General features: G+C 62.7%; 17 protein-coding genes. 16 read left to right on the top strand and 1 reads right to left on the bottom strand.

What is annotated here, in order from left to right; genetic code table 11:
• Positions 1–4: 4 nt before the first annotated feature.
• From ugpC to A9K68_RS27170, 9 genes are all read left to right on the top strand, one after another.
• Positions 5–1,102 carry a sn-glycerol-3-phosphate ABC transporter ATP-binding protein UgpC gene (gene ugpC, locus A9K68_RS27210; protein ID WP_065007049.1) on the top strand — a complete coding sequence of 366 codons (1,098 nt, stop codon included), beginning with the start codon at positions 5–7 and terminating at the stop codon, positions 1,100–1,102.
• Positions 1,103–1,106: 4 nt separating this feature from the next.
• Complete coding sequence (locus tag A9K68_RS27205) at positions 1,107–1,880, top strand: SDR family oxidoreductase (RefSeq protein ID WP_065007050.1); 774 nt, start codon at positions 1,107–1,109, stop codon at positions 1,878–1,880.
• A gap of 40 nt (positions 1,881–1,920) precedes the next feature.
• Positions 1,921–2,922: a sugar phosphate isomerase/epimerase gene (locus A9K68_RS27200; protein WP_065007051.1), complete on the top strand. Its 1,002-nt coding sequence runs from the start codon at positions 1,921–1,923 to the stop codon at positions 2,920–2,922.
• Positions 2,919–3,731, top strand: a complete 813-nt coding sequence (locus tag A9K68_RS27195; RefSeq protein WP_065007052.1) for an SDR family oxidoreductase — start codon at positions 2,919–2,921, stop codon at positions 3,729–3,731. The genes A9K68_RS27200 and A9K68_RS27195 overlap by 4 nt, the downstream gene beginning before the upstream one ends.
• Positions 3,732–4,082: 351 nt before the next feature.
• The gene (locus tag A9K68_RS27190) at positions 4,083–5,270 is read left to right on the top strand and encodes a magnesium transporter (protein ID WP_065007139.1); all 1,188 of its coding nucleotides are present in this window, start codon (positions 4,083–4,085) and stop codon (positions 5,268–5,270) included.
• A 124-nt stretch (positions 5,271–5,394) separates the two neighbouring features.
• A complete protein-coding gene (locus A9K68_RS27185) occupies positions 5,395–7,560 on the top strand; it encodes a SulP family inorganic anion transporter (RefSeq protein ID WP_163603076.1) in 2,166 nt (721 codons plus the stop codon).
• 313 nt (positions 7,561–7,873) lie between these two features.
• Positions 7,874–9,148, top strand: a complete 1,275-nt coding sequence (locus tag A9K68_RS27180) for a tetratricopeptide repeat protein (protein ID WP_156768228.1) — start codon at positions 7,874–7,876, stop codon at positions 9,146–9,148.
• A gap of 11 nt (positions 9,149–9,159) precedes the next feature.
• Positions 9,160–9,960, top strand: coding sequence for a FecR domain-containing protein (locus tag A9K68_RS27175; RefSeq protein WP_082982244.1), 801 nt, complete (start codon positions 9,160–9,162; stop codon positions 9,958–9,960).
• A gap of 81 nt (positions 9,961–10,041) precedes the next feature.
• Positions 10,042–11,898 (top strand): adenylate/guanylate cyclase domain-containing protein, encoded by a 1,857-nt coding sequence (locus tag A9K68_RS27170; RefSeq protein ID WP_065007056.1) that lies wholly within the window; start codon positions 10,042–10,044, stop codon positions 11,896–11,898.
• A 14-nt stretch (positions 11,899–11,912) separates the two neighbouring features.
• Here the strand turns inward: A9K68_RS27170 and A9K68_RS27165 are convergent, their stop codons facing one another.
• On the bottom strand, positions 11,913–12,815 hold the full coding sequence (locus tag A9K68_RS27165; protein WP_163603075.1) for an IclR family transcriptional regulator: 903 nt from the start codon (positions 12,813–12,815) through the stop codon (positions 11,913–11,915).
• Between the two features lie 120 nt (positions 12,816–12,935).
• On the opposite strand from A9K68_RS27165, the gene A9K68_RS27160 reads away from it, so the two are divergent.
• Genes A9K68_RS27160 through A9K68_RS27130 form a run of 7 tightly spaced genes read left to right on the top strand, consistent with a single transcriptional unit; the run spans position 12,936 to position 20,989 of the window.
• Complete coding sequence (locus A9K68_RS27160; RefSeq protein ID WP_082982247.1) at positions 12,936–14,537, top strand: ABC transporter substrate-binding protein; 1,602 nt, start codon at positions 12,936–12,938, stop codon at positions 14,535–14,537.
• Between the two features lie 12 nt (positions 14,538–14,549).
• On the top strand, positions 14,550–15,410 hold the full coding sequence (locus tag A9K68_RS27155) for a hydrolase (protein WP_065007058.1): 861 nt from the start codon (positions 14,550–14,552) through the stop codon (positions 15,408–15,410).
• Positions 15,407–17,017, top strand: coding sequence for a gamma-glutamyltransferase (gene ggt / locus A9K68_RS27150; RefSeq protein WP_065007059.1), 1,611 nt, complete (start codon positions 15,407–15,409; stop codon positions 17,015–17,017). Before A9K68_RS27155 ends, ggt begins: the two co-directional genes overlap by 4 nt.
• Before the next feature lie 58 nt (positions 17,018–17,075).
• Positions 17,076–18,053 (top strand): ABC transporter permease, encoded by a 978-nt coding sequence (locus A9K68_RS27145; RefSeq protein WP_065007060.1) that lies wholly within the window; start codon positions 17,076–17,078, stop codon positions 18,051–18,053.
• Positions 18,054–18,081: 28 nt separating this feature from the next.
• A complete protein-coding gene (locus A9K68_RS27140) occupies positions 18,082–18,978 on the top strand; it encodes an ABC transporter permease (RefSeq protein ID WP_065007141.1) in 897 nt (298 codons plus the stop codon).
• Positions 18,975–19,937, top strand: coding sequence for an ABC transporter ATP-binding protein (locus A9K68_RS27135; RefSeq protein WP_065007061.1), 963 nt, complete (start codon positions 18,975–18,977; stop codon positions 19,935–19,937). Before A9K68_RS27140 ends, A9K68_RS27135 begins: the two co-directional genes overlap by 4 nt.
• A gap of 56 nt (positions 19,938–19,993) precedes the next feature.
• The gene (locus tag A9K68_RS27130) at positions 19,994–20,989 is read left to right on the top strand and encodes an oligopeptide/dipeptide ABC transporter ATP-binding protein (RefSeq protein ID WP_065007062.1); all 996 of its coding nucleotides are present in this window, start codon (positions 19,994–19,996) and stop codon (positions 20,987–20,989) included.
• The last annotated feature ends 2 nt before the right edge of the window (positions 20,990–20,991 follow it).

Here is a 20,991-nt window from a genome sequence, read left to right as displayed (position 1 = left end):
GCCCATGTCCGCGCTGATGATCCGCGACCTTCACAAGAGCTATGGCGGCCTCGAGATTCTGGCCGGCATCAATCTCGAGGCGCGGACCGGCGAATTCATCGCCCTTGTCGGTCCCTCCGGCTGCGGCAAGTCAACCTTGCTCGCCATGATCGCCGGCCTGGAAACCGTCACGTCGGGTGAGATCTGGATTGGCGACCGGCTGGTGAACTCCGTGCAGCCTAAGGACCGCGACATAGCGATGGTGTTCCAGTCATACGCCCTCTATCCCACCATGACGGTGCGCCAGAACATCACCTTCGGCATGGAAAGCCGAGGCGTGCCCAAAGCGGAGCAGGCAGAAGCGGTAAAGCGGGTTGCCGCACTCCTGCAGATCGAGCAGTTGCTCAACCGCAAGCCCGGGCAATTGTCGGGTGGCCAGCGGCAGCGCGTTGCGATGGGGCGCGCCCTGGTACGCGACCCGAAGCTGTTTTTGTTTGATGAGCCCTTGTCCAACCTCGACGCCAAGCTGCGCGTGGACATGCGCACCGAAATCAAGAAGCTTCACCACCGCGTCGGCAAGACGACTGTGTACGTCACCCACGATCAGGTCGAGGCGATGACGCTCGCGTCCCGCATTGCGGTGATGAACCAGGGTTCGGTGCAGCAGTTCGACACGCCGAAGCGGATCTATGACCGGCCGACCAACATGTTCGTAGCCGGTTTCATGGGATCGCCGGCGATGAACTTCATCCCCGCCCGGCTTACCGGCACAACCAGCATCGCGGTGCGCGCTGCTGACGGCAGCGACGCCACTCTTGCCCTTGCCGCTCCGCTGCCTGTCGGTGCGCCAAAGGACGTGGTGCTGGGTGTTCGGCCCGAACACATCTACCGCTTCACGACCGACTTGAAGTCGCGCAAACCGGCTGTGCAGTCGATGCAGGCGCCCGTCGAACTGGTCGAACCGACCGGGGCCGAGACACTTGCCGTCCTCAGGCTAGGCGACCTGGAAATCACTGGCCGTTTCGAGCCGGATGACGCTCCCATCATGGGCGAGACGATAACGCTCGGCATCGACATGTCGCGCGCCTGTCTGTTCGATCCAACAACCAAGGCGCTTCTGTGATCTGATGTCCAAACAATTCGCGACTTATCCGAGCTTGACCGATCGCGTCGTGCTGATCTCCGGCGGTGCCTCCGGGATCGGGGCCGATATGGTCCGTGCTTTCGTGGCGAATGGCGCCCGCGTGAGCTTTCTCGATGTGCAGGATGAACCCGCGGTGGCATTGGTGCGCGAGCTCGGTGGTACCGCCAAGCAGGCCCCGTTGTACCTCCACTGCGACGTGACCGACGTCGCTGCGCTGCAGGCGTCGGTCGAAGGCGTACGCACGCAGCTTGGTCCGGTCGCCGTCCTGGTGAACAACGCTGCTGATGATCAGCGCCATGCGGTTGACGCGGTGACAGCCGAATATTGGGATCGCAGCTTCGACGTCAATCTCCGGCATCACTTCTTCGCCGCGCAGGCGGTGCATCCGCATATGAAGGAACTCGGCTTTGGCTCGATCATAAACTTCTCTTCCATCGCCTGGCGTTTCGGGGCGGACCAGATGGTGGCTTATGCCACCGCCAAAGGCGCTGTGGTGGCGCTGACGCGCGCGCTGGCGCGGTCGTTCGGATCCGACAACATTCGCGTCAATGCAGTCGAACCCGGCGCTGTCATCACCGAGCGGCAGCGCGCGTTGTGGTTCAAGACGCAGGACGCGATCGACCAGACGGTGCAGCGGCAATTGATCCGCCGCGTCCTGCTGGGCGAAGAGATTGCACGGACCGTGCTCTTCCTTGCCGCCGATGACAGCCGCATGATCACGAAGCAGTCCATCGCCGTGGATGCGGGTCTGCGCTGATGCGATCGCTTCCACATCTTTCAAAGGGACTACCAAATTGATGCTTCGTCTCGGCCTCAATCCCTACGGACTGACCTACCATCTCGGCTTGCAGGGCCGCGGTACGCCGCGGCACAATCCGGATGGGGCGGGGCTGGAAGGCTTCATAGCGCTCGCGCAGGAACTCGGCGCACACACGCTCGAGATCTACGAACCGTGGTTGACCGATTTGCCGGACGCCGAGGTCGTCGACCTGCGCAGGCGTCTGACCGCGCTAGACATCGTCCCGGTGGTAAGTGGCGGACTTCTCTTGGCAGGTCCGTTGCACAACGCATTTCGGGCTGCGCGCCTGCTCGAGGCGACAACGATCCGTATCGCACTGACCCCAGTCCTGTGCGGCGACCGCAACGTCTGGGGCGCGAAATGGAGCGAGTTCAACGCGACGATCCGCGCCGCCTTGACGGAATGGGGACCGCGTGCGGCGGCTGAGGGCCGCGTGCTCGGCATCGAGAACCATCAGGATTTCGGCAGCGACGAACTGGTCGCGTTCTGCGAACTCGGCGGGCCCGGTGTGGGCATCACCTACGATACAGGCAACGCGTTCCCTGTCGGCGAGGCACCGCTTTCCTTCACCCGGCGGATCGCGCCGCATGTCCGCCACGTTCACCTCAAGGACTATCGCGTGCAGTTCACGGATGAGGGCTACCGTCTGGTCCGCTGCGCGATCGGCGATGGCGCCGTGCCATTCGCCGAACTGGCAGCCATCCTCGCCGAGCACCATGATACGCTAACGGCCGTGCTCGAGCCAGGCGCGCTGGAGGCCCGTCACGTTCGCTGTCTCACCGACGACTGGTGGAACGGATATGCGCCGAAGACCGCGCGCGAGTTCGCGGCCTGCCTGAGTGCTGCGCGCGTGAACCGTCTTGCGGACGACGCCGACTACCGGACGCCGTGGGAGCGCGACGATGACGGCGCGCTCGTTTCGTATGAGCTCGACATGATCCGGCGCAGCGCCGCCAACATGAAGAAGTTCGATTTCATTGCAATGGAGAAATCAGCATGACCGCCCGAGAACTCAGTGGCCTGACTGCCTTCGTGACTGGCTCGGGACGCGGCCTCGGCCGTGTGATGGCCGAACGCTTGGCCGAACTTGGCGCAAACGTCGCGATTCACGATCTCGATTGGACCCGGCCATCCCAATATGGCGAATTCGCAGACCTCGGCGAATCCGCCAGGGGTTTGGAAAAGCATGGGACACGAGTGACCGCGGTCACGGGCAACATCGGCGACACGCAAGCCGTCGCCGAAATGAAGAGGAAGATCGAGGCGGACCTCGGCGATGTGCATGTTCTGGTCAACTGCGCCGGCGGCGACATCGGCGCCAAGGGGGTAAAGCCCAGTCCCAACAACGCGCTCGACATCAACTATGATGACATCAAGGTTCTGACCGAGAACAATCTTATCGGTACGATGCTGGTCTGCCAGGCGTTCATTCCGCCTATGGTCAATCGCGGCTCAGGCTCGGTGATCAACATTGCCTCGGCGGCAGCGCATATCGGATGCTCGCCGGAGGTGGTCTACTCCACGCTTAAGGCTGCCGTCGTCCATTATACGCGCTGCCTGGCCAAGGAATTGATCGACGATGGCGTGCGCATCAATGCGGTGAGCCCCGGCGCCACCAAGACGGCACGCTTCCAGGCGAGCCGCGTCGTCGATCCGGAGCGTATGGACTCGAGCAAGAAATCGCTGAACCGATATGCCGAGCCCGAAGAGGTCGCCGAAGCGGTCGCCTTCCTCGCCGGTCCGCGCGCGCGCTTCATCAATGGGCAGGTCATTCGCGTCGATGGCGGTTTCACCATCTTCCCAGGTTAAAGCGCGGCCGTTCACACCGGAAACTGTCGGGCTGAGCGCACCCTAATGAACAGGGCCACGACGGCCCATTGCCGACCTTACTTCGCCGCTGGGGCTGCGACGTGCTCGCGGAGCCCAGGGATCGACGGTGAATTTCGGCAACACGACAATTCTCTTGGCGACACGCTGACGTTACAGCCCGCCTGTATGCACCCACGCAATGGCTCAGATTTGTCTGGGTTCGGTCTACTCGGCGCCCTGAGAAGGCGAAGATTTCCGGATCGAGGCGCTTGGGCCACCGTGCGCCTGGGCAGAGCGAACCGGTGCGGTCTTTAAGCTCAAGAGGCGCAACATTAGAGGTTGGGGGAACAGATGAGGCAAGAGAACGACATTCAGAAGTTGGTGCGCACGCTGCGTGCTCGAGCACCTGACGACGCGGCTGAATTGCTAGCCCGAGAGTCTCCCGAGTTCATCCGCGACGCACTAGAGTTGTTACCGGATAGGCACGCCCGGAAGGTGGCGGAGTATTTGCCACCGCAAAGGAGGCCCATTAAAACTCATACCGACGGAAAGGATCTCGCGATCCCCGAGGCCATCGTCGAGCTGATGGACCCGATCCCCGCCAGCGTTGCTGTCGGGACGACGGTAGCCGCCGCGGTCGAGGCCGTCAGGCGCGCGCAGGTGCCGACCGAGTTGACTTACCTCTACATCACGGACGATGGCGATAAACTGGTTGGCCTGGTGGTCTTGCGCGATCTGATGCTGAGCGAGGCCGACGCGACGGTGGATCAGATCATGCTGGCAAGTCCATTCGCCCTTCACCTCGATATGCCTTTGAGCGAAGCCTGCAAGGCGGCGGTACGCCGTCACTACCCTGTCTATCCCGTGGTGGACGCGGAGAACCGGCTGCTCGGGCAGGTTCGCGGCTGGCGGCTGTTCGAGCAGCAAATCATCGAGATTTCTGCCCAGCCTGGCCAGATGGTGGGTGTCCAGAAGGAGGAGCGTTCTTTCACGCCGCTGTTTTCAGCCTTCTTGAAACGCCATCCGTGGCTGCAGCTCAACCTGCTGACGGCCTTCATAGCCGCTTTCGTGGTCGGCTCGTTCACAGGCACGATCGAGAAAATCGTCGCCTTGGCGGCGTTCCTCCCGGTGTTGGCCGGACAGAGCGGAAACACCGGCTGCCAGGCGCTGGCTATTACGCTGCGTGGCCTCGCCTTAGGGGATGTGGACAAACGATCGAAGCTGCACCTGGTGCTGAGGGAGGGAGCGCTCGGGATCGCCAACGGCCTGCTCGTCGGTCTCGTGGCGGCCGCGGCCATGTGGTTCTACGCCTCGCAGCAACCGGAGTCGGCATCCCAGGCGCCCATGCTGGCACTTGTGATCCTGCTCGCCATGTCCGGATCGTGCCTCATGTCCGGGATCTCCGGCGTGCTGATCCCGTTGGGCCTGCGGCGGGTCGGCGCCGATCCGGCCGTGGCTTCCGCGATCTTCCTTACCACGGTGACAGATATTGTAGGCATGGGCCTGATGCTGGGGCTGGCCACTACGCTCGTGCTGTAGTGGGTCGCGGCCGCGGACGCGTGCCGACATTAAGGATGGCGTTGGCGGGATCACCGCCGTGAGGTTGTAGGGGCTCTGAATGGTGGTTGAGCAGGTTGGGACACAGACGGATTTTGCGCGCCGCTTGAGCGCCGGGCTGGGCGTTCTGGCCCAGGAACTGACCGCAGGTGTGACGACGGCTGGCGTAGCGCTGCCAATGTGCATCTCCTCCGGCGTCCTTGCCCTTTCGCCGCTCGGCGAGGATCGGGTGGCGGAAGGCGCGCTTGCCGGCGTCATCGCGGCCATTGTCGGCGGCATCGTCGCTTCCGTGTTTCAACGGTCGTCCTTCGTGACGACCATGCCCAGCAACTCACTGATCCAGGCCAGCCTGCTGGGATCCTTGCTCGTCGCTCTCGACGGCAACACGACCCAGGCGCTGCTTGCTTTCGTCGGATGCGTAATGCTGGCCGGCTTCTGGATGATCTTCATCGGGGCGACCGGACTCGCCCGAATCGTCAAGCTTGCCCCCCACCCGGTTGTCGCCGGGTTCATCTCGGGCGTTGGCATCCTGATCATCAAGAGTCAGACCCCGGTGCTTCTCGCGGTCTCGTCCTGGAGTGGGGTCGCGGCGGCAGATTTCAGCCTCGCTACTCTGACAAGACTTCCCTTCGGTCTTGCGCTGATCGCGACCATGGTGGTGATCACGCGACATGCACCCAGGATTCCGGCGCTGCTTGCCGGCCTGCTGATCGGCTATCTGATCTACCATGCTGCCCGTCTGTGGGCGCCCGGCATTGAGCTCGGCCCCGTTGTCGGCACGATCGATCTGGGCGGTTGGGCGCCGATAGGCCTACACGACGCTGCCATCGCACTCCGGCTCGGGTTCGGAGATATCTGGTGGACCCTGATCGCCGGCTCGTTGACCCTGGCGATCGTGGGAACGCTTGACACGGTCTTCACCCTCCGCACGGCGCGCAATCTGGCTGACATTCAGATCGGTCCGGACCGCGCCCTTGTCGGGCTGGGCATCGCCAACCTTGTCTCCCCTATTATGGGCGGGCTGTTCGTCTCCACGTCAGCCTCGCTGACTGCCGCCAACCATCGTGCCGGTGGGCGCACGCGCGCCTCGACATTTGCGAGCCGGGCGGTGCTGCTTGCGGCCATCCTTGCGTTCCCGGGTCTGATCTTCTCGATGCCGCTGGTTGTGCTGGCCGCCATTCTGGTTTTCGTCGGCATCAATACCATAGACCGTTGGGCGCTGCGGACCGCGCGCCAGGCACTCTTCGGCAAGGATGCGACGGGCCGCATCCAGGCACAGCGCAATATCGGCGTAGTCGCTACGGTGGCGCTCGCCACAGTGCTTGGCCAACCCGTTGTCGGCGCCGTGGTCGGCGTGGCGCTGGCCTGCATCGTCTTCATGATCGAAATGAACCGGCCCGTGGTGCGGCGAAAGGAGATAGTCGGCAAGACGCGCTCCAGGCGCATCCGTTCCACAGCTCAGAACGAGTTGCTGGCGGCCCACGAGCGGGAGCTTGCAGTCTTCGAGCTGCAGGGGGTGCTATTCTTTGGCAATGCCGATGAGCTCGCGGAGGAGATCGACCGGCTGCCCATCGCCGTGCGGGTGATCATTCTCGATTTCCGCGCCGTCAGCGACATCGACGCCTCCGGCGCATTGACATTGCAGCAGATCGCCGCTCGGTGCGCCAGGCGTGGTCAGCGGTTGTTCTTCAGTGACCTCAAGGATGCCCAGGTTCTGGAGGAGTGCACGTCGCAACCTAATGGACCGAATATCTACCCCGACCTCGAAACAGCGCTGGAGCGCTTCGAAGAGGAAATCGTGCAGCGGACCGACAGTGCAGCCCGCTCCGTGATAGAGGTGCCACTCGAACGCACCGATTTCGGCATGACCACGCAGCCGGAAGATTTGAAGGTGCTGATGAGCTATCTCGACCACGTCGAATTCCCGAAGGGCGCAGTGCTGTGCCGCGCTGGCGATCCGGCGGACCGACTGTGGATGCTGACGCGCGGCTGTATCAGCGTCTGGGTAATTACGCCTGGCGGGCGGCGCCGGCTGGCGAGCATCGGGGCTGGATGCACAGTGGGCGAAATGGGTTTCCTGACCGAGCGACCACGCTCGACGGACGTGATCGCCGACGAGGATGTTGTTGCCTATAAGCTGACCTCGTGGGCGTTCAACAAGATAACAAAGGCTAGGCCGCACATTGCGCAGGCCGTCCTGAGAAGCATCGCCCGCCAGCTCTCCGACCGCTTGCGCAACGCGACGGAAGACCTTCGGATGAGCTACATGTGACACTTGATGCGTCAGGCGGCGACCAGATATGCGCAGAATCGCGCAAACAATATTGATCTTGTCGGCTGCGCGATCCACGGCTGATTATGATTTGGCTTAGTTGCCGTTTGTACCGAATACTTGCTCGAAGTCCAGCAACGCTGAGAAGATGCTTGGCCAACCAGGGTAGCCGAAATGCGAATGAACCCGATAGTTTGTTGCGCAGCTGCAACAGCTGCTGAAGAGTCGGAAGGTTTTGTGCCAGTTCTGTCGCTTTTTTTCGTGCAGGCGTGCTAGATCGCTGCACTAGTCGGGTTGGGGTGGGTTTCTCGGCATGCATTCCTCGTTTTCAATGATCTTCGGCTTCGCCGCGGCGCTGCTTTGCACCGGCATATCGCCGGCCGGCGCACAAGGTCCCTATCCGGCCTATGACGATGCTTTTTCAGCCCGCATCGCCAGTCCGGCCGACAACAGAACGCTCGCCCAGTTCGTCACGGTTGCCGTCAACGCCGGGCAGTACGATCAGGCGATCTCGTCGGTCGAGCAGTATCTCATCAAATATCCCCGCGATGCCCGCGCCCGGCTTGCGGCCAGCCGGTTGTACTATCATGTCGGCTCCTATGAATTGGCCCGGCGGCAGGTGCAGTACGGCATCGAGGTCGGGGGCCTGTCCGCGGCTGAGCAGCAGGAAGCTGTTCGCCTGCTTGCCCGCATCGAGCGCGCGTTGCGTGGCGTCACCTGGGAACTCGCCCTGACCGGCGGCGTGTTCAGCGCATTCACCGATTTTGAGCCCGGTGGGGCCCAGGACGACGACAGCTTCGTCTCGCCCTATGGGCGGGCGGAAGGCTTTGTGCGATGGGACCTCGGCACGCCAAGTGCCGACGCTCTCGTTCTTTCAGGGTCGTTGACGGCGACACAGCGTTTTTTCACGCCAGACCTGTCGGTTCCGGGTAGCAAGGAGACTTTCATCCACGGCAACGCCGCGATCACCTGGGACAAGGGGCTGCCCAACAGTGGGATCGATTCGCTGCGCCTGCTGCTTTCGGCGTTTACCGTTACAGATCGTTTCGACAGCGATATCCACGAAACCGGCATCGGCCTCAGTGGACGCTTTCTTGTGCGCCCGACCGTCGAGACGACGCTTTTTGCAGGCGGCGGCTACATCGATCTAAGCGCCTCGCAAGGCATTTTCGCCGATAGCAGGGTCTTTTATGAGGCAGGCGGCAGCTACCGCTTCCGCAATGGCCAGGCGCTCGGATTGCGCCTGGTCGGCTCGAATGACTTCGCCTCCGGATCTGGCGAAATCGGCCGCAGCTACATGGGCGAGATCCGGTACGGCGGCGTGCTGATGGAAGTACCGGACCTGTTCGTATGGTCTCACCAGGTCGCCGTCTCGGCCGGCCACAGCGACACTCCCGACTTGTCCGTCGGCATCGGCACGAACATAGAAAGCGACTTCTGGCGCATTGCCTCGGAAAGCGATTTTCAGCTCACTGAGTGGCAGAAGGTCAGCGTCGACCTCGCCTATCGCGAAACCGACTTCGATATCGCTAGCCGCGACCGAAATTCATTCGAATTGCTCGTGAGCTACACGTTGACGCTCAACTGAAAGAGACCGCGATGAGGACCCTGTATCGTCAGATAGCCACCTGTATCGCCTGCCTTGGCTTTGCGGCACCGTCTGTCGCTGAAACGGTCGGGTCCATGACGGCCTACCAGACCGACATCATCCGCAATGACCGCGAGGCGATGAACGTCGGCGCTGCCGTCGAACTCGGCGACCAACTGCGCAGCAATATCACCGGTCTGGGAATGCTCGTGTTCCGGGACGAGTCGAGCGCCAAGATTGGTCCGAACACCAGCCTGACGATCGATGAATTCGTCTACAATCCGGGGTCCCGATCAGGAAAGATCGACATCAGGATGAACAGCGGCCTGGCCCGTTTCTACGGCGGTCAGGTTTCGAAGGGCGGCGACATGCAAGTTGCGACGCCACACATGGTGCTCGGAGCCAGAGGCGGCATCATTGAAGTGCTTGTGATAGCTGGTCAGACCGTCGGCATACTGCGCGCCGGCCGCATGACCTGCATGTTGAATGGTCGCAAGCTCGTGATCACAAACCCGGGCCACGCCTGCACGTCGGACAATGGCAAACTGCTGACCGGCTACGGCGGTATCGACGCCTTCCCGATATTGGACAGCATCGATCGGATAGCCGGCACCGGCATGCCAGGCGAACCGGGTCCGGGGCTGAACGTAAGCGCGATTTGTGCGTCAGCACTCGGCAACTCGCTCAAAGCCTGCAAGTCCACCGACGGCGCGTTGCCCGGCGTGGCCATGGAATTCCCTGACAGCTCAACGCCCCCTGTAGGCAGCGGGGTGGATGATGAGGATGATGACTGCTTTCCCGACTGCCGGTAAGCCCGGCCGATCGGCATGAGCCCCTCGCTTGATTGGCGGCGGGCTGCCAGGCGGAAAATACCTGGTCTTGCGGTCGTACTCTTGCTGCTCGCTTGCCATTTTGCTTTCGACGGGCCGCTATCGCGCCTGCGCGAGCGTACGTACGACTTCTACCAGTTTCTCGCTCCGCGCGAGGCGACGAGCAATCCTGTTGTCATAGTCTCGATAGACGACGCGAGCCTTAAGGCATATGGGCGATGGCCTTGGAACCGTGGCCTTTTGGCCGATCTAGTCGATGGTGTCGCCGCGTCCGGTGCCGCGGTGATCGGGCTTGCGCTGATGCTGCCCGAGGCTGACATCTCTCCTGATGGCATCGCCGGAGACAAGCGCCTCGCCAGCGCACTGGCGAAAAATCGAACGGCGCTCGCCGTCAGCCTGGGTAACGAGGCGACGGTTTCAGAAGCAGAGCCCAAAGCCGGCTGGTCGATCGTCGGGCAAGTACCCGAGACTCTTCCTGGCTTCACCGGTCTGACAGGCTCGCTTCCGGATTTCTCGAGCGCCGCTGCAGGCCTCGGCGCAATTCGCACTTTGCCGGATCCCGACGGCGTACTACGCCATGTGCCGCTGCTCTGGCTCCGAAATACGGCTCAAGGCGTTCAGCTCTGGCCGTCCTTCGCGCTCGAACTCCTGCGCCTCTACGCCGGAGAGAACGGCTACGTAGCCCGGATGAATGCCGCCGGGTTTGACGCGCTCAGGATGGCCGGGACCATCGTGCCACTCGAGCCGCAGGGCAGCATCCGCCTCTGGGAAACCGACACCAATACGCCGCGCATATCTGCCAGTAGTATTCTTTCGGGCCGCGGCGATCCGCTGCTGCGGAACGCCATCGCCATTGTCGACCTGTCGGCCGTGGGATTGATGCAGTACCTGCCAACCCCGACGCGTCCGGCGCGACCAGGCGTGGAGATCCACGCTGATGCAATCGGCCAGATGCTTGCCGCGCGCTATCTTGCAGAGCCAACGCAAGCGCGTACGCTCGAGCGGCTGTGGTTGGTCCTCAGTGGCATCGTTTTCATCGGACTTTCGGGAGTTCTCGCCCAGCGTGTCATGCTTGGCGCCCTCGCTCTGGCGCTCCTTGTTGCCACGCCCTTCGCGTTCGGCGCTCTCGAATACAGCCTGCAGGGTAAGCTCTACGACCCACTACAGCCGGCGCTTGCGACGATCCTCTTAGCAGGCTTCGAAGGCTATGTCCTCTACAGGCGCAGCGAGCAGCGCCGGTCCACCCTGGCACGGCAGTTTTCCCAATATCTGTCGCCCTCCGTGGTGCAGCGCCTCGCAAATTCGGATACCGAAGCGATCCTGTCCGGAGAGAAGCGCGAGATCACAATCCTGCTGAGTGACATACGCGGCTTCACGGCGATGAGCGAACAACTCGATGCCCAAGAAATCGCAAAGGTGGTCAATCACTTCCTCGGCCTTGCGACCGATGAGATACTCAAGCGGGACGGGACCATCGATAAGTTCATGGGCGATGCCGTGCTAGCCTTCTGGAACGCGCCGCTTGACCAGCCAGATCATCGCGAGCGCGCGCTCGAAGCGGGGCTTGCCCTGATCGAACGGGTGAGGCGCGAAAACGCCGCGTTCACCGCGCGCGGGCACCCCTCTATCCAAATCGGCGTCGCCATCGAGACTGGCATCTGCTCCGTAGGGAATTTCGGCTCCGAACGGCGCTTCGATTACACCGCGATCGGCTCGCCGGTGAACCGCGCCGCACGGCTCGAGTCAACCACCAAAAAGCTGAGCATCCCTCTGGTGCTTGGTCCCGGATTTGCGCAAGGAGCATCGATGCCGGTTGTGCAGGCAGGCGCCTTTGAACTCCAAGGCTTCAAGGGCGAGGTGTCGATTTTCACCGTTCCGGAGATACACCCCTCATCCCAATCCGCCAAGGAAGTCGTGTGATGTTTGGCACCGGTTCAACTCGCTATCTCATTGGCCGGCGAGCGAAAGCCAAGGGCGGCGGAAATACGATGGGCGGCCCGGGCTACCATACCGCCCAGTTCGCTTATCCGCTCCTCCGGCACCCGGTTTTCCGGGGCAGCGATATTCAGCGCCGCGATTATCTTGCCCGGTGCCAAGAACACCGGTGCGGTGATCGAAATCAGATCGTCGTTGATCTCGCCGCGACTGACGAAAAACTTCGCCTTGCGGATTTGCTCGAGCCCGCCCCTTAGAAGCCGAGGATCGGTCACAGTTTTCTTGGTGAAGCGCTTCAACGGGCCCGAAAGAATGGCCTCGCGCTCCTCATCATCCATATGGGCCAGGAACGCCTTGCTCGAACCGGCATGTAGCGGCCGCCGGCGGCCGACAATCGCATTGACGCGAAGGTCCCGCTTCGGCTCCCATTTGGCGACGCAAAGGCTTTCCTGGTCATCGCGGATTCGCAGCTGGGTGGTTTCGCCGATCGCCTGACCGAGTTCTTCCAGAACAGGGTTTGCAATGCGGATCAGGTCCATCTGTTCGCTGGCGGCGTGGCCGAGCATCAGCGCGGCGAGGCCGAGGCGATAGCCTTTTCCATCCGATGACCGCGCCAGCAGACCGCGTCGCACCAGCGTCTGCAAAAGCCGGAAAGCACGTGCCTTGCTGTCGCCGGAACGCCGCGCGATTTCGGAAACGCCAAGATCGGCCTCTCCGGCCACAGTCTGCAGCAAGCTGATCGCGCGATCGACGGAATCGACTGTGTACCGGGTGTCTGCCTGATCGGTCATTTCTCGTTTCCTCGCCAAAACTCTCATGCTGAAGCCTAAACGAGAAAATTTGTCTCGTCCAGTGAAACAATGGTTTATCTGTATTGACAAACGGAGGAGCTTTAGTTTCAACTCCCGTCAGGAAGGAGGCCGGCACCGTCAGCGGATCCTGGGCTGGGCTCGATGATGGCAAGCGGCAGCGGAAAAGAACTCCTCCGACGGAACTATCCAGAGTGGACACGGAGAGAACCAATGATGAACCGGACAATATCGCGCCGTGCGCTGATGCAATGGGCGCTCGGGGGTGCCGCTGTCTTGCAAGGCATCAGCTGGACGGGGCTTGCCCAGGCCGCGGCAAATGGCCAGCTGCGGATCGGCATGGCTGCTCCGCCGACGACGCTAGACCCGCATCTGAAGAGCAATGCGCCGAACAACGCGCTTGCCACCCACATCTACGACACGCTCGTCATCAACGACGAAAAATCGATCTCCAGACCGGGGCTCGCGACGGCCTGGCGCGTGGTCGACGACACCCATTGGGAGTTCGACCTGCGGCCCGACGTGCGCTTCAGCGACGGCGAGCCGCTCACCGTAGACGACATCGTCGTCTCATTCGACCGGGCCAACACCATCGAAAGCACGGCGTCGTTCCGGACCTACACGCGCAACATCAACTCGATCACCTCGCCCCAACCCGGCAAGCTTCTCATCGAAACCAAGCAGCCGGAGCCGCTTCTGCCCAATTCCCTCAGTCGCATTCGCATCATCCGCGCCAAGTTCAAGGATACCCCTAGCGATCAGTTCAACGACGGCACCGCGGCGATCGGCACCGGCCCGTATGTGCTGAAGGAATATGTTTCCGGCAACCGTGTCGCGCTTTCCGCCAATCCAAACTACTGGGGACCGAAGCCTGCTTTGCCGGACGTCGAGCTCCGCATCGTCACCGATGCCGGCGCGCGGCTTGCCAACCTGCTCGCCGGCGATCTCGATCTCGTTGAACAGGTGCCCTACGAGGGTGTTGCTCGCATCGAAAAAGACGAGCGCTTTCACATCATTCGCGGCGTCTCGAGCCGGGTCGTCTTCTTCTCGCTGGACACGTTCCGGGACGTCACGCCCTTCATCACTGGCAAGGACGGCAAGCCGCTCGACCGCAACCCGCTGAAGGATCTGCGCGTGCGGCAGGCGCTGTCCATGGCGATCGACCGCAGCGCCATTGTGGAGCGCTTGATGCAGGGCAATGCCATTGTCGCTTCGCAGTTTCTGCCTGCCGGCGCCCCGGGCACCTCGGCTGCTATCAAACCCGTTCCATTCGACGCTGCAAAAGCCAAGGCCCTGCTCGCCGAGGCTGGCTACCCCGACGGCTTCCGACTGACGATCCACGGGCCCAATGATCGTATCGTCAACGATTCGAAGATCGTGCAGGCCGTGGCCCAGATGTTCTCCCGCATCGGCCTGGAAGTCAGCGTCGAGGTCATGCCCTGGTCGGTTTATGCCGACAAGGCGGATGCCCATGAGTTCAGCATCAATCTGGACTCCTGGGGCGTCAACACGGGCGAAACCTCTAACCCGATGACAGCGCTGGTCGCGACGCAGAACCCGGATGCCGGTATGGGTATTGCCAATTCGGGCCGCTACTCCAACCCCGATCTCGATGCCAAATTGGTTGTGGCGAAGCGGACGCTGGACGATGCCAAACGCGAAAAGATGCTCTCGGAGCTCAGCGAGATCGTCTTCAACGACGTCGCTGTGATTCCGATGCACCACGAGGTCCTCGTCGTGGCTGCCCGGAAGGACCTTCAGTTCACGACGCGGGCCGACCAGTATACGCTGGCGATGAATGCCAAGACTGTCTGAGGAGTTGTAGACTTGACGAGCATCGCCACGGGATCCGTCGCGGATCGCGGTCGCGCTACATACGATCTTGGCGCGACCGCCATCTTTGCTTCCAAATCAGACCCACGCTTCCACTATTGCCTGTATGTACCGCCCGCGGTTGGGGAAGGCGCCCAAGTCGACCTGCTGGTGGCCGTCCATGGCACTGGCCGCACCTCGTTCCTGGGTTTCCGCGACGCGTTCGCCGAGTTCGGACGCTGGAACGACTGCGCCATCTTGTGCCCGGTGTTTCCAATGGGCGTTCTCGGCGACGACGCCCGCAGCGGATACAAATACATGATCGAGGGCGACATCCGCTACGATCAGGTGCTGCTCGCCATAGTCGAGGAAGTTGTCGCGAAATACCGTCAGGACTGGACCCGCTTCGCCATGTTCGGATTTTCCGGCGGCGGGCACTTCACCCATCGCTTCGCCATCCTCCATCCCGACAGGCTCTGGGCGGCGTCGATCGGTGCGCCAGGCTCGGTGACCTTGCTCGATCCGACGCGGGACTGGTGGGTGGGCATTCGCGACCTGGCGGAGAAGTTCGGCATCACCTTCGACGCCGCAGCGCTGGCAAAAGTGCCGGTCCAGATGATCGTCGGCGATGCCGACCTGGAGACCTGGGAAATCACGCATGTCCAAGGCAGCACCCATTGGATGCCGGGCGCCAACGATGCAGGACAAACGAGGCCGGAACGCCTCAGGACGTTGTGTCGATCGTTCGAGGAAGCCGGTGTGCGCGTACGCTTTGATTTGTTGCCCGGGGTATCCCACGAACGCGACGCGGTTCTCGATCCGGTCAAGGATTTCCTGGCCCAGGCGCTCAAGGAACGACGGAACGCCTCAAGATGAACGCAATGATCGTTGCGCCGCAGCCGGAGGCGGTCGAGGCGGGCGCGCTGGTGCTCAAACGCGGCGGCAACGCCGTCGATGCGGCGATCGCCTGCGCTTTCATGCAAGGCGTCGTCGACCCTCAAATGGCCGGCATCGGGGGGTTTGGCTCGATGCAGGTCTACATGCCGCGACGCGGCGTGCACGAGGTGCTTGAATTCTACGCCAGGGCGCCGCTCAAAGCATCGCCCGAAATGTGGAGCGACCTCCTGGTCGGCCAGTCTCGCGATGGCTTCGCCTTTCTGCTGGAAGGCGGCATCAGCGAGATCGGCTACCTCGCCGTCTGCACGCCGGGCAGTATCAAGGGTTATGCTGAGGCGCTGGCGAGATATGGCACTTTTGAATGGGCCGATGTCGTCGCACCCGCCGCCACGCAGGCCAGGCGAGGCTTCATGGTCCGCCCGCATGTCCACTGGTATTGGTCGCAGGACGGCGTCGACACCGGCGAAGTGCGGACACTTGACAAGCTGCGCTTCAGCAACACGGGGCGCGCAATCTATTTTCGCTCTGACGGCACGGTGAAGCTGCCAGGTGACGTCGTCGTCAACACCGATCTCGCTCAAACGCTCGAGCGCATCGCGGCGGCCGGTCCGGACATTTTCTACAAGGGCGAGATCGCCGAAGAAATCGCCGCCGACATGGCCGCCAACCGAGGCCTCATCGGGACGGATGATCTGGCGTGCTACGAGCTCTCTACCGCGCAACCGCTCTGGGGCGAGTATCGCGGCTACGATATCGCGACCAGCCCGCCGCCCGCCAGCGGCATATCCATGCTGCAATTGCTCCACATCCTCGCGCATTTTGATGTTGGAGCCATGGAGCATGGCGGTGCCGAGCATATCGTCCTGCTGGCAGAGGCGATGAAGCGCATGACCATCGACAAGGACCGCCACCTCGGCGATCCTGCCTATGTTGACGTTCCGATCGGGCGGCTGCTGTCCCGCGATTATTGCGGCGGGCTTGCCGCCGAGATCAAGGCTGGGCTGCGCGCCAGGATCGAGCGCGTCGACGACCGGTCGCCGCGCGAGACGACTCATATTTCGGTAGTCGACCGGGAGGGCAACGCCGTCGCCTTGACCCACACGCTGGGCAGTCCGTCGGGGGCGATCACCGATGGCTTGGGTTTCATGTACAACGGAACGATGAGCCGCTTCGACCCAAGGCCGGGCAGGGCCGGATCGCTGGCTCCCGGCAAGCGGCGGGCCAGCTCTGCGGCGCCCACCATCGTCTTCAAGGACGACCGGCCCGTGATCGTCATGGGAGCGCCCGGCGGCAGCTATATCGCGCCGTCCATGGCGCAGGGCCTGATGAACCTCATTGATTTCGATATGAGCATGCCCGAAGCGGTGGCCGCCCCGAGGATCGTGGCGGTGTCGAACACAATCGACGTCTCCAATCGCATTCCGCGCTATGTCACTGAAGAAATCGAGGGCAGGGGCTACGAGGTGAAGCGCTCCTGGCAAAGTTACGCTTTTGCCGCCCTTCACGGCATCCAGATCGAAGACGGAGTTTGCCGCGGCGGTGCCGATCCGCAGCGCGACGGCATGGCGATGGCGGTGCCGGCGTGATGTGCCGCGCACAGACGACCGACGAGCCTTTCCGGCAATCAGGCTGGAGAGCGATGCCATGACCGCAGCCGTCGTGCGCCGGCTGCTCCAGGCCGTGATGGTCATGTTCGCCATGACGCTCATCGTCTTCATCGCGATCAACGTCATCGGCGACCCCGTCGACATTCTGATCTCTCCCGACGCCGATCAGATCGAGCGCGCGCGCGTCGTCCAGGCCCTCGGGCTCGACCTGCCGCTTTGGCAGCAGTATCTCCGCTTCCTCTGGGCGGCGCTGCATGGCGACCTTGGCGAGAGCTACGTCTACAACGAGCCGGCGATCAGGGTGATTTTGGAGCGACTGCCGGCGACGCTCGAGCTGGCCGTCGCTGCCATCCTCATCGCCATCGTCGTCGGCGTGCCGCTCGGGCTTTATGCCGGGCTGCGGCCGGACGGCATCTTGAGCCGCGTCATCATGACCGTCAGCATCCTCGGCTTCTCGCTGCCGACCTTCTGGGTCGGGCTGGTGCTGATCATGTTTTTCGGCGTGCAACTCGGCTGGTTGCCGAGCGGTGGGCGCGGCCAGACCGCCGAACTGTTCGGCGTCCAATGGGCGTTCCTGACCAAAGACGGCCTTGCCCACCTGATCCTACCGGCGGTGAACCTCGCCTTGTTCGACGCCTGCCTCATTCTACGCCTGACGCGCGCCGGCGTCGCCGAAGTCCTGCCGCTCGATTTCGTCAAGTTCGCACGGGCCAAGGGCCTCAAAGAAACGCGCGTGATCGGCGTCCACGTCTCGAAGAACATCATGATCCCGGTGGTAACCATTATCGGCCTGGAATTCGGCTCTATCGTCGCCTTCTCGGTTGTCACCGAAAGCGTCTTCAGCTGGCCGGGCATGGGCAAGTTGATCATCGACAGCATCAACGTGCTGGACCGTCCGATCATCACTGCTTACCTGATGGCGATCGTCGCCTTCTTCGTCATCATCAATCTCGTCGTCGACCTGACCTATACGGCACTCGACCCGCGGGTGCGGCTCCAGGGCGAGGGATCGTGAGATGAGCGTCGACACCTTGCCGCCGCCGATGCCGGTCGAGGCCGAAAAGGGTGAAGAGGCGCCGTTTCAAGTGCTCGTGCGGGCATTCTTCCGCTCGCCCGCCGCCGTTATCGGTTTCGTGCTGCTAACCGCGGTTATCGGGCTGGCGCTGCTTGCGCCGCTTATAGCGCCGCAAAATCCCTACGACCTGAACCAGCTCGACATCATGGATAGTCGCCTGCCGCCCGGCTCGCAATCGATGACGGGCATGACGTTCTGGCTCGGCACCGACGACCAGGGTCGTGACATGCTTTCCGGCATCATCTATGGCCTGCGCATATCGCTCGGCGTCGGCGTCAGCTCGGCGCTTTTCGCAGCGCTGTTCGGCGCCTCGTTGGGCCTGCTCGCCGCCTATGTTGGCGGTCGGACCGAGACGGCGATCATGCGCATCGTCGATCTGCAACTCTCCTTCCCCTCCATTCTCGTTGCGCTGATGATCCTCGCCTTTCTCGGCAAAGGAATCCTCAACGTTGTACTCGCTCTGGTGATCGTCGAATGGGCGACCTACGCGCGTGCCGCGCGCGGCACGGCGCTGGTGGAGCGGCGCAAGGAATACATGGAAGCAGCGGAGTCGCTCGCTATTCCACGATGGCGCATTCTGTTCGTCCATCTGCTGCCCAACTGCCTGCCGCCGCTGATCGTGATCGCGACGGTGCAGGTGGCGCGCGCCATCTCGCTGGAGGCGACCTTGTCCTTCCTTGGCCTGGGTGTGCCGATCACCGAGCCCAGTCTCGGCCTGCTGGTCGCCAACGGCTACCAGTACATGCTCTCCGGCATGACCTGGATCAGCTTCTATCCGGGCGTAGCGCTGCTGATTACCGTGGTTGCGATCAACCTCGTCGGTGATCGGCTGCGCGACGTGCTCAACCCGCGGGGGCGCGAATGAATGCGACCGTACTCGAAGTCCGCGATCTCAGGACCCATTTCGGACAAGCAAAAGCCGTCGACGGCGTCTCGTTCAGCGTCGCGCGCGGCGAGGTTCTGGGTCTCGTTGGCGAAAGCGGGTCCGGCAAGTCGGTCACTGGCTTTTCCATCATCGGCCTGGTCGATCCGCCCGGGACGATCGTCGGCGGTCAGATCGTCTTCAACGGCCGCGACATCACCCGCTCCAGCCGCGAGGAGATGCGAGCGCTGCGCGGCCGCCGCATGGCCATGATCTTCCAGGATCCGATGATGACGTTGAACCCGGTCCTGCGCATCGATACGCAGATGATCGAGGCGGTGCAGGCGCATGAAAACGTCTCGCGCACCGATGCCAGGGCGCGGGCGCGCGACGCGCTCGGTATGGTCGGGATTCCGAGCCCGGACGAGCGGCTGCAGGCCTATCCGCATCAGTTTTCCGGCGGCATGCGCCAGCGCGTCGTTATCGCTATCGCGCTGCTGCACCAGCCGGACTTCATCATTGCCGACGAGCCGACCACCGCGCTCGATGTGACGATCCAGGCGCAGATTCTCGCCGAGATGCAAAAGCTCGTGGCGCAGAACAACACGTCGCTGATCTGGATCACGCATGATCTCGCCGTCGTCTCGCGGCTCGCCGACCGGATCGCAGTGATGTATGCGGGCCGCATCGTCGAATCCGGTCCGGTGTCGGACGTTCTCGCCCGTCCGCTGCACCCTTATACCGCCGGTCTGATCGACTCCGTTCCCAGCCGCAACCAGCGCGGCGAGCGGCTTCGGCAGATCCCCGGAATGGCGCCCAGTGTTGCGCGGCTGCCGACCGGATGCGCTTTCGCCCCGCGCTGCGCACGTGCCGATGCGGTGTGTGCCCAGGCGGTGCCGCTGTTCGCTGCTGGCCCGCGCGAGCACCGTTGCGTCCATCCCTTGCCGGAGCTCCGCGTATGATCTCCTCCACTCCGGTTGCGGCAAACATTCAAAGCTCCTCACCGGGTTCTGGCGGGATGACGCCGCTGATCGAGCTGAACGAGATTTCTCACAGCTTCGGCACTCGGCCCGATCTCGCTGCTCGATTGGCGATCTCGCTCAAACTTGCCAAACCGGCGGCAAGGGTGCAGGCGATCGACGGTGTCAGTCTCGCCGTTCGCACGGGTGAGGTTCTGGGCCTCGTTGGCGAGTCGGGATGCGGCAAGTCCACGCTGGGGCGGATCGTCGCGGGCATTGTGTCGCCCACCAGGGGATCGGTATCGTGGCGCGGCAAGGATATGAAGGCGCTCCCGCCGTCCGAGCGGCGTGAAGCCAAGCTGCGCGTGCAGATGATATTCCAGAACCCCTATGCCTCGCTCAATCCGCGCCGCAAAGCGGCCGATATCGTCGGCGAGGCCCCGCGCGTTCACGGGCTGGTCGGCGGCGATCTCGGCACCTTTGTCGATGAACAGTTCCGACGTGCCGGCCTCGATCCGGCATTGAAGCACCGCTTTCCGCATCAGTTTTCCGGCGGTCAGCGCCAGCGGATCGGCATTGCGCGCGCGCTCGCCGTGCAGCCGGAATTTCTCGTCTGCGATGAGGCCGTTGCCGCTCTGGACGTCTCGATCCAAGCGCAAATCCTCAATCTCTTCATGGACCTGCGCGAGAGACTGAACCTCACCTACCTGTTCATCAGCCACGATCTCGGGGTGGTCGAGCACATCTCCGATCGGGTGGCGATCATGTATCTCGGCCGCATCGTCGAAGAGGCCCCGTCCCAGGAGATATTTGCCCGGGCCAACCATCCCTACACGCAGGCGCTTCTCGCCGAGGTGCCGCGGATCGAAACCACCAAACGCGGCTTTGCCGCCATCACAGGTGAATTGCCGAGCCCGCTCTCGCCGCCGAGCGGCTGTCATTTCCACCCGCGCTGCCCGCACGCGATGCCTCGTTGCCGGACCGAAGCGCCGCGACTGAAGGTGGTTGCTGCCGGACACAAGAGCGCATGCCACCTCAATGACGCTGCCGTCTGAAC

Origin of the sequence: Mesorhizobium sp. AA22 (genome assembly GCF_001672375.2) — a bacterium.
Lineage (GTDB): Bacteria > Pseudomonadota > Alphaproteobacteria > Rhizobiales > Rhizobiaceae > Mesorhizobium > Mesorhizobium wenxiniae.
The sequence above is the reverse complement of the archived record's forward strand: the minus strand, read 5'-3'. Positions and strand labels throughout refer to the sequence as shown.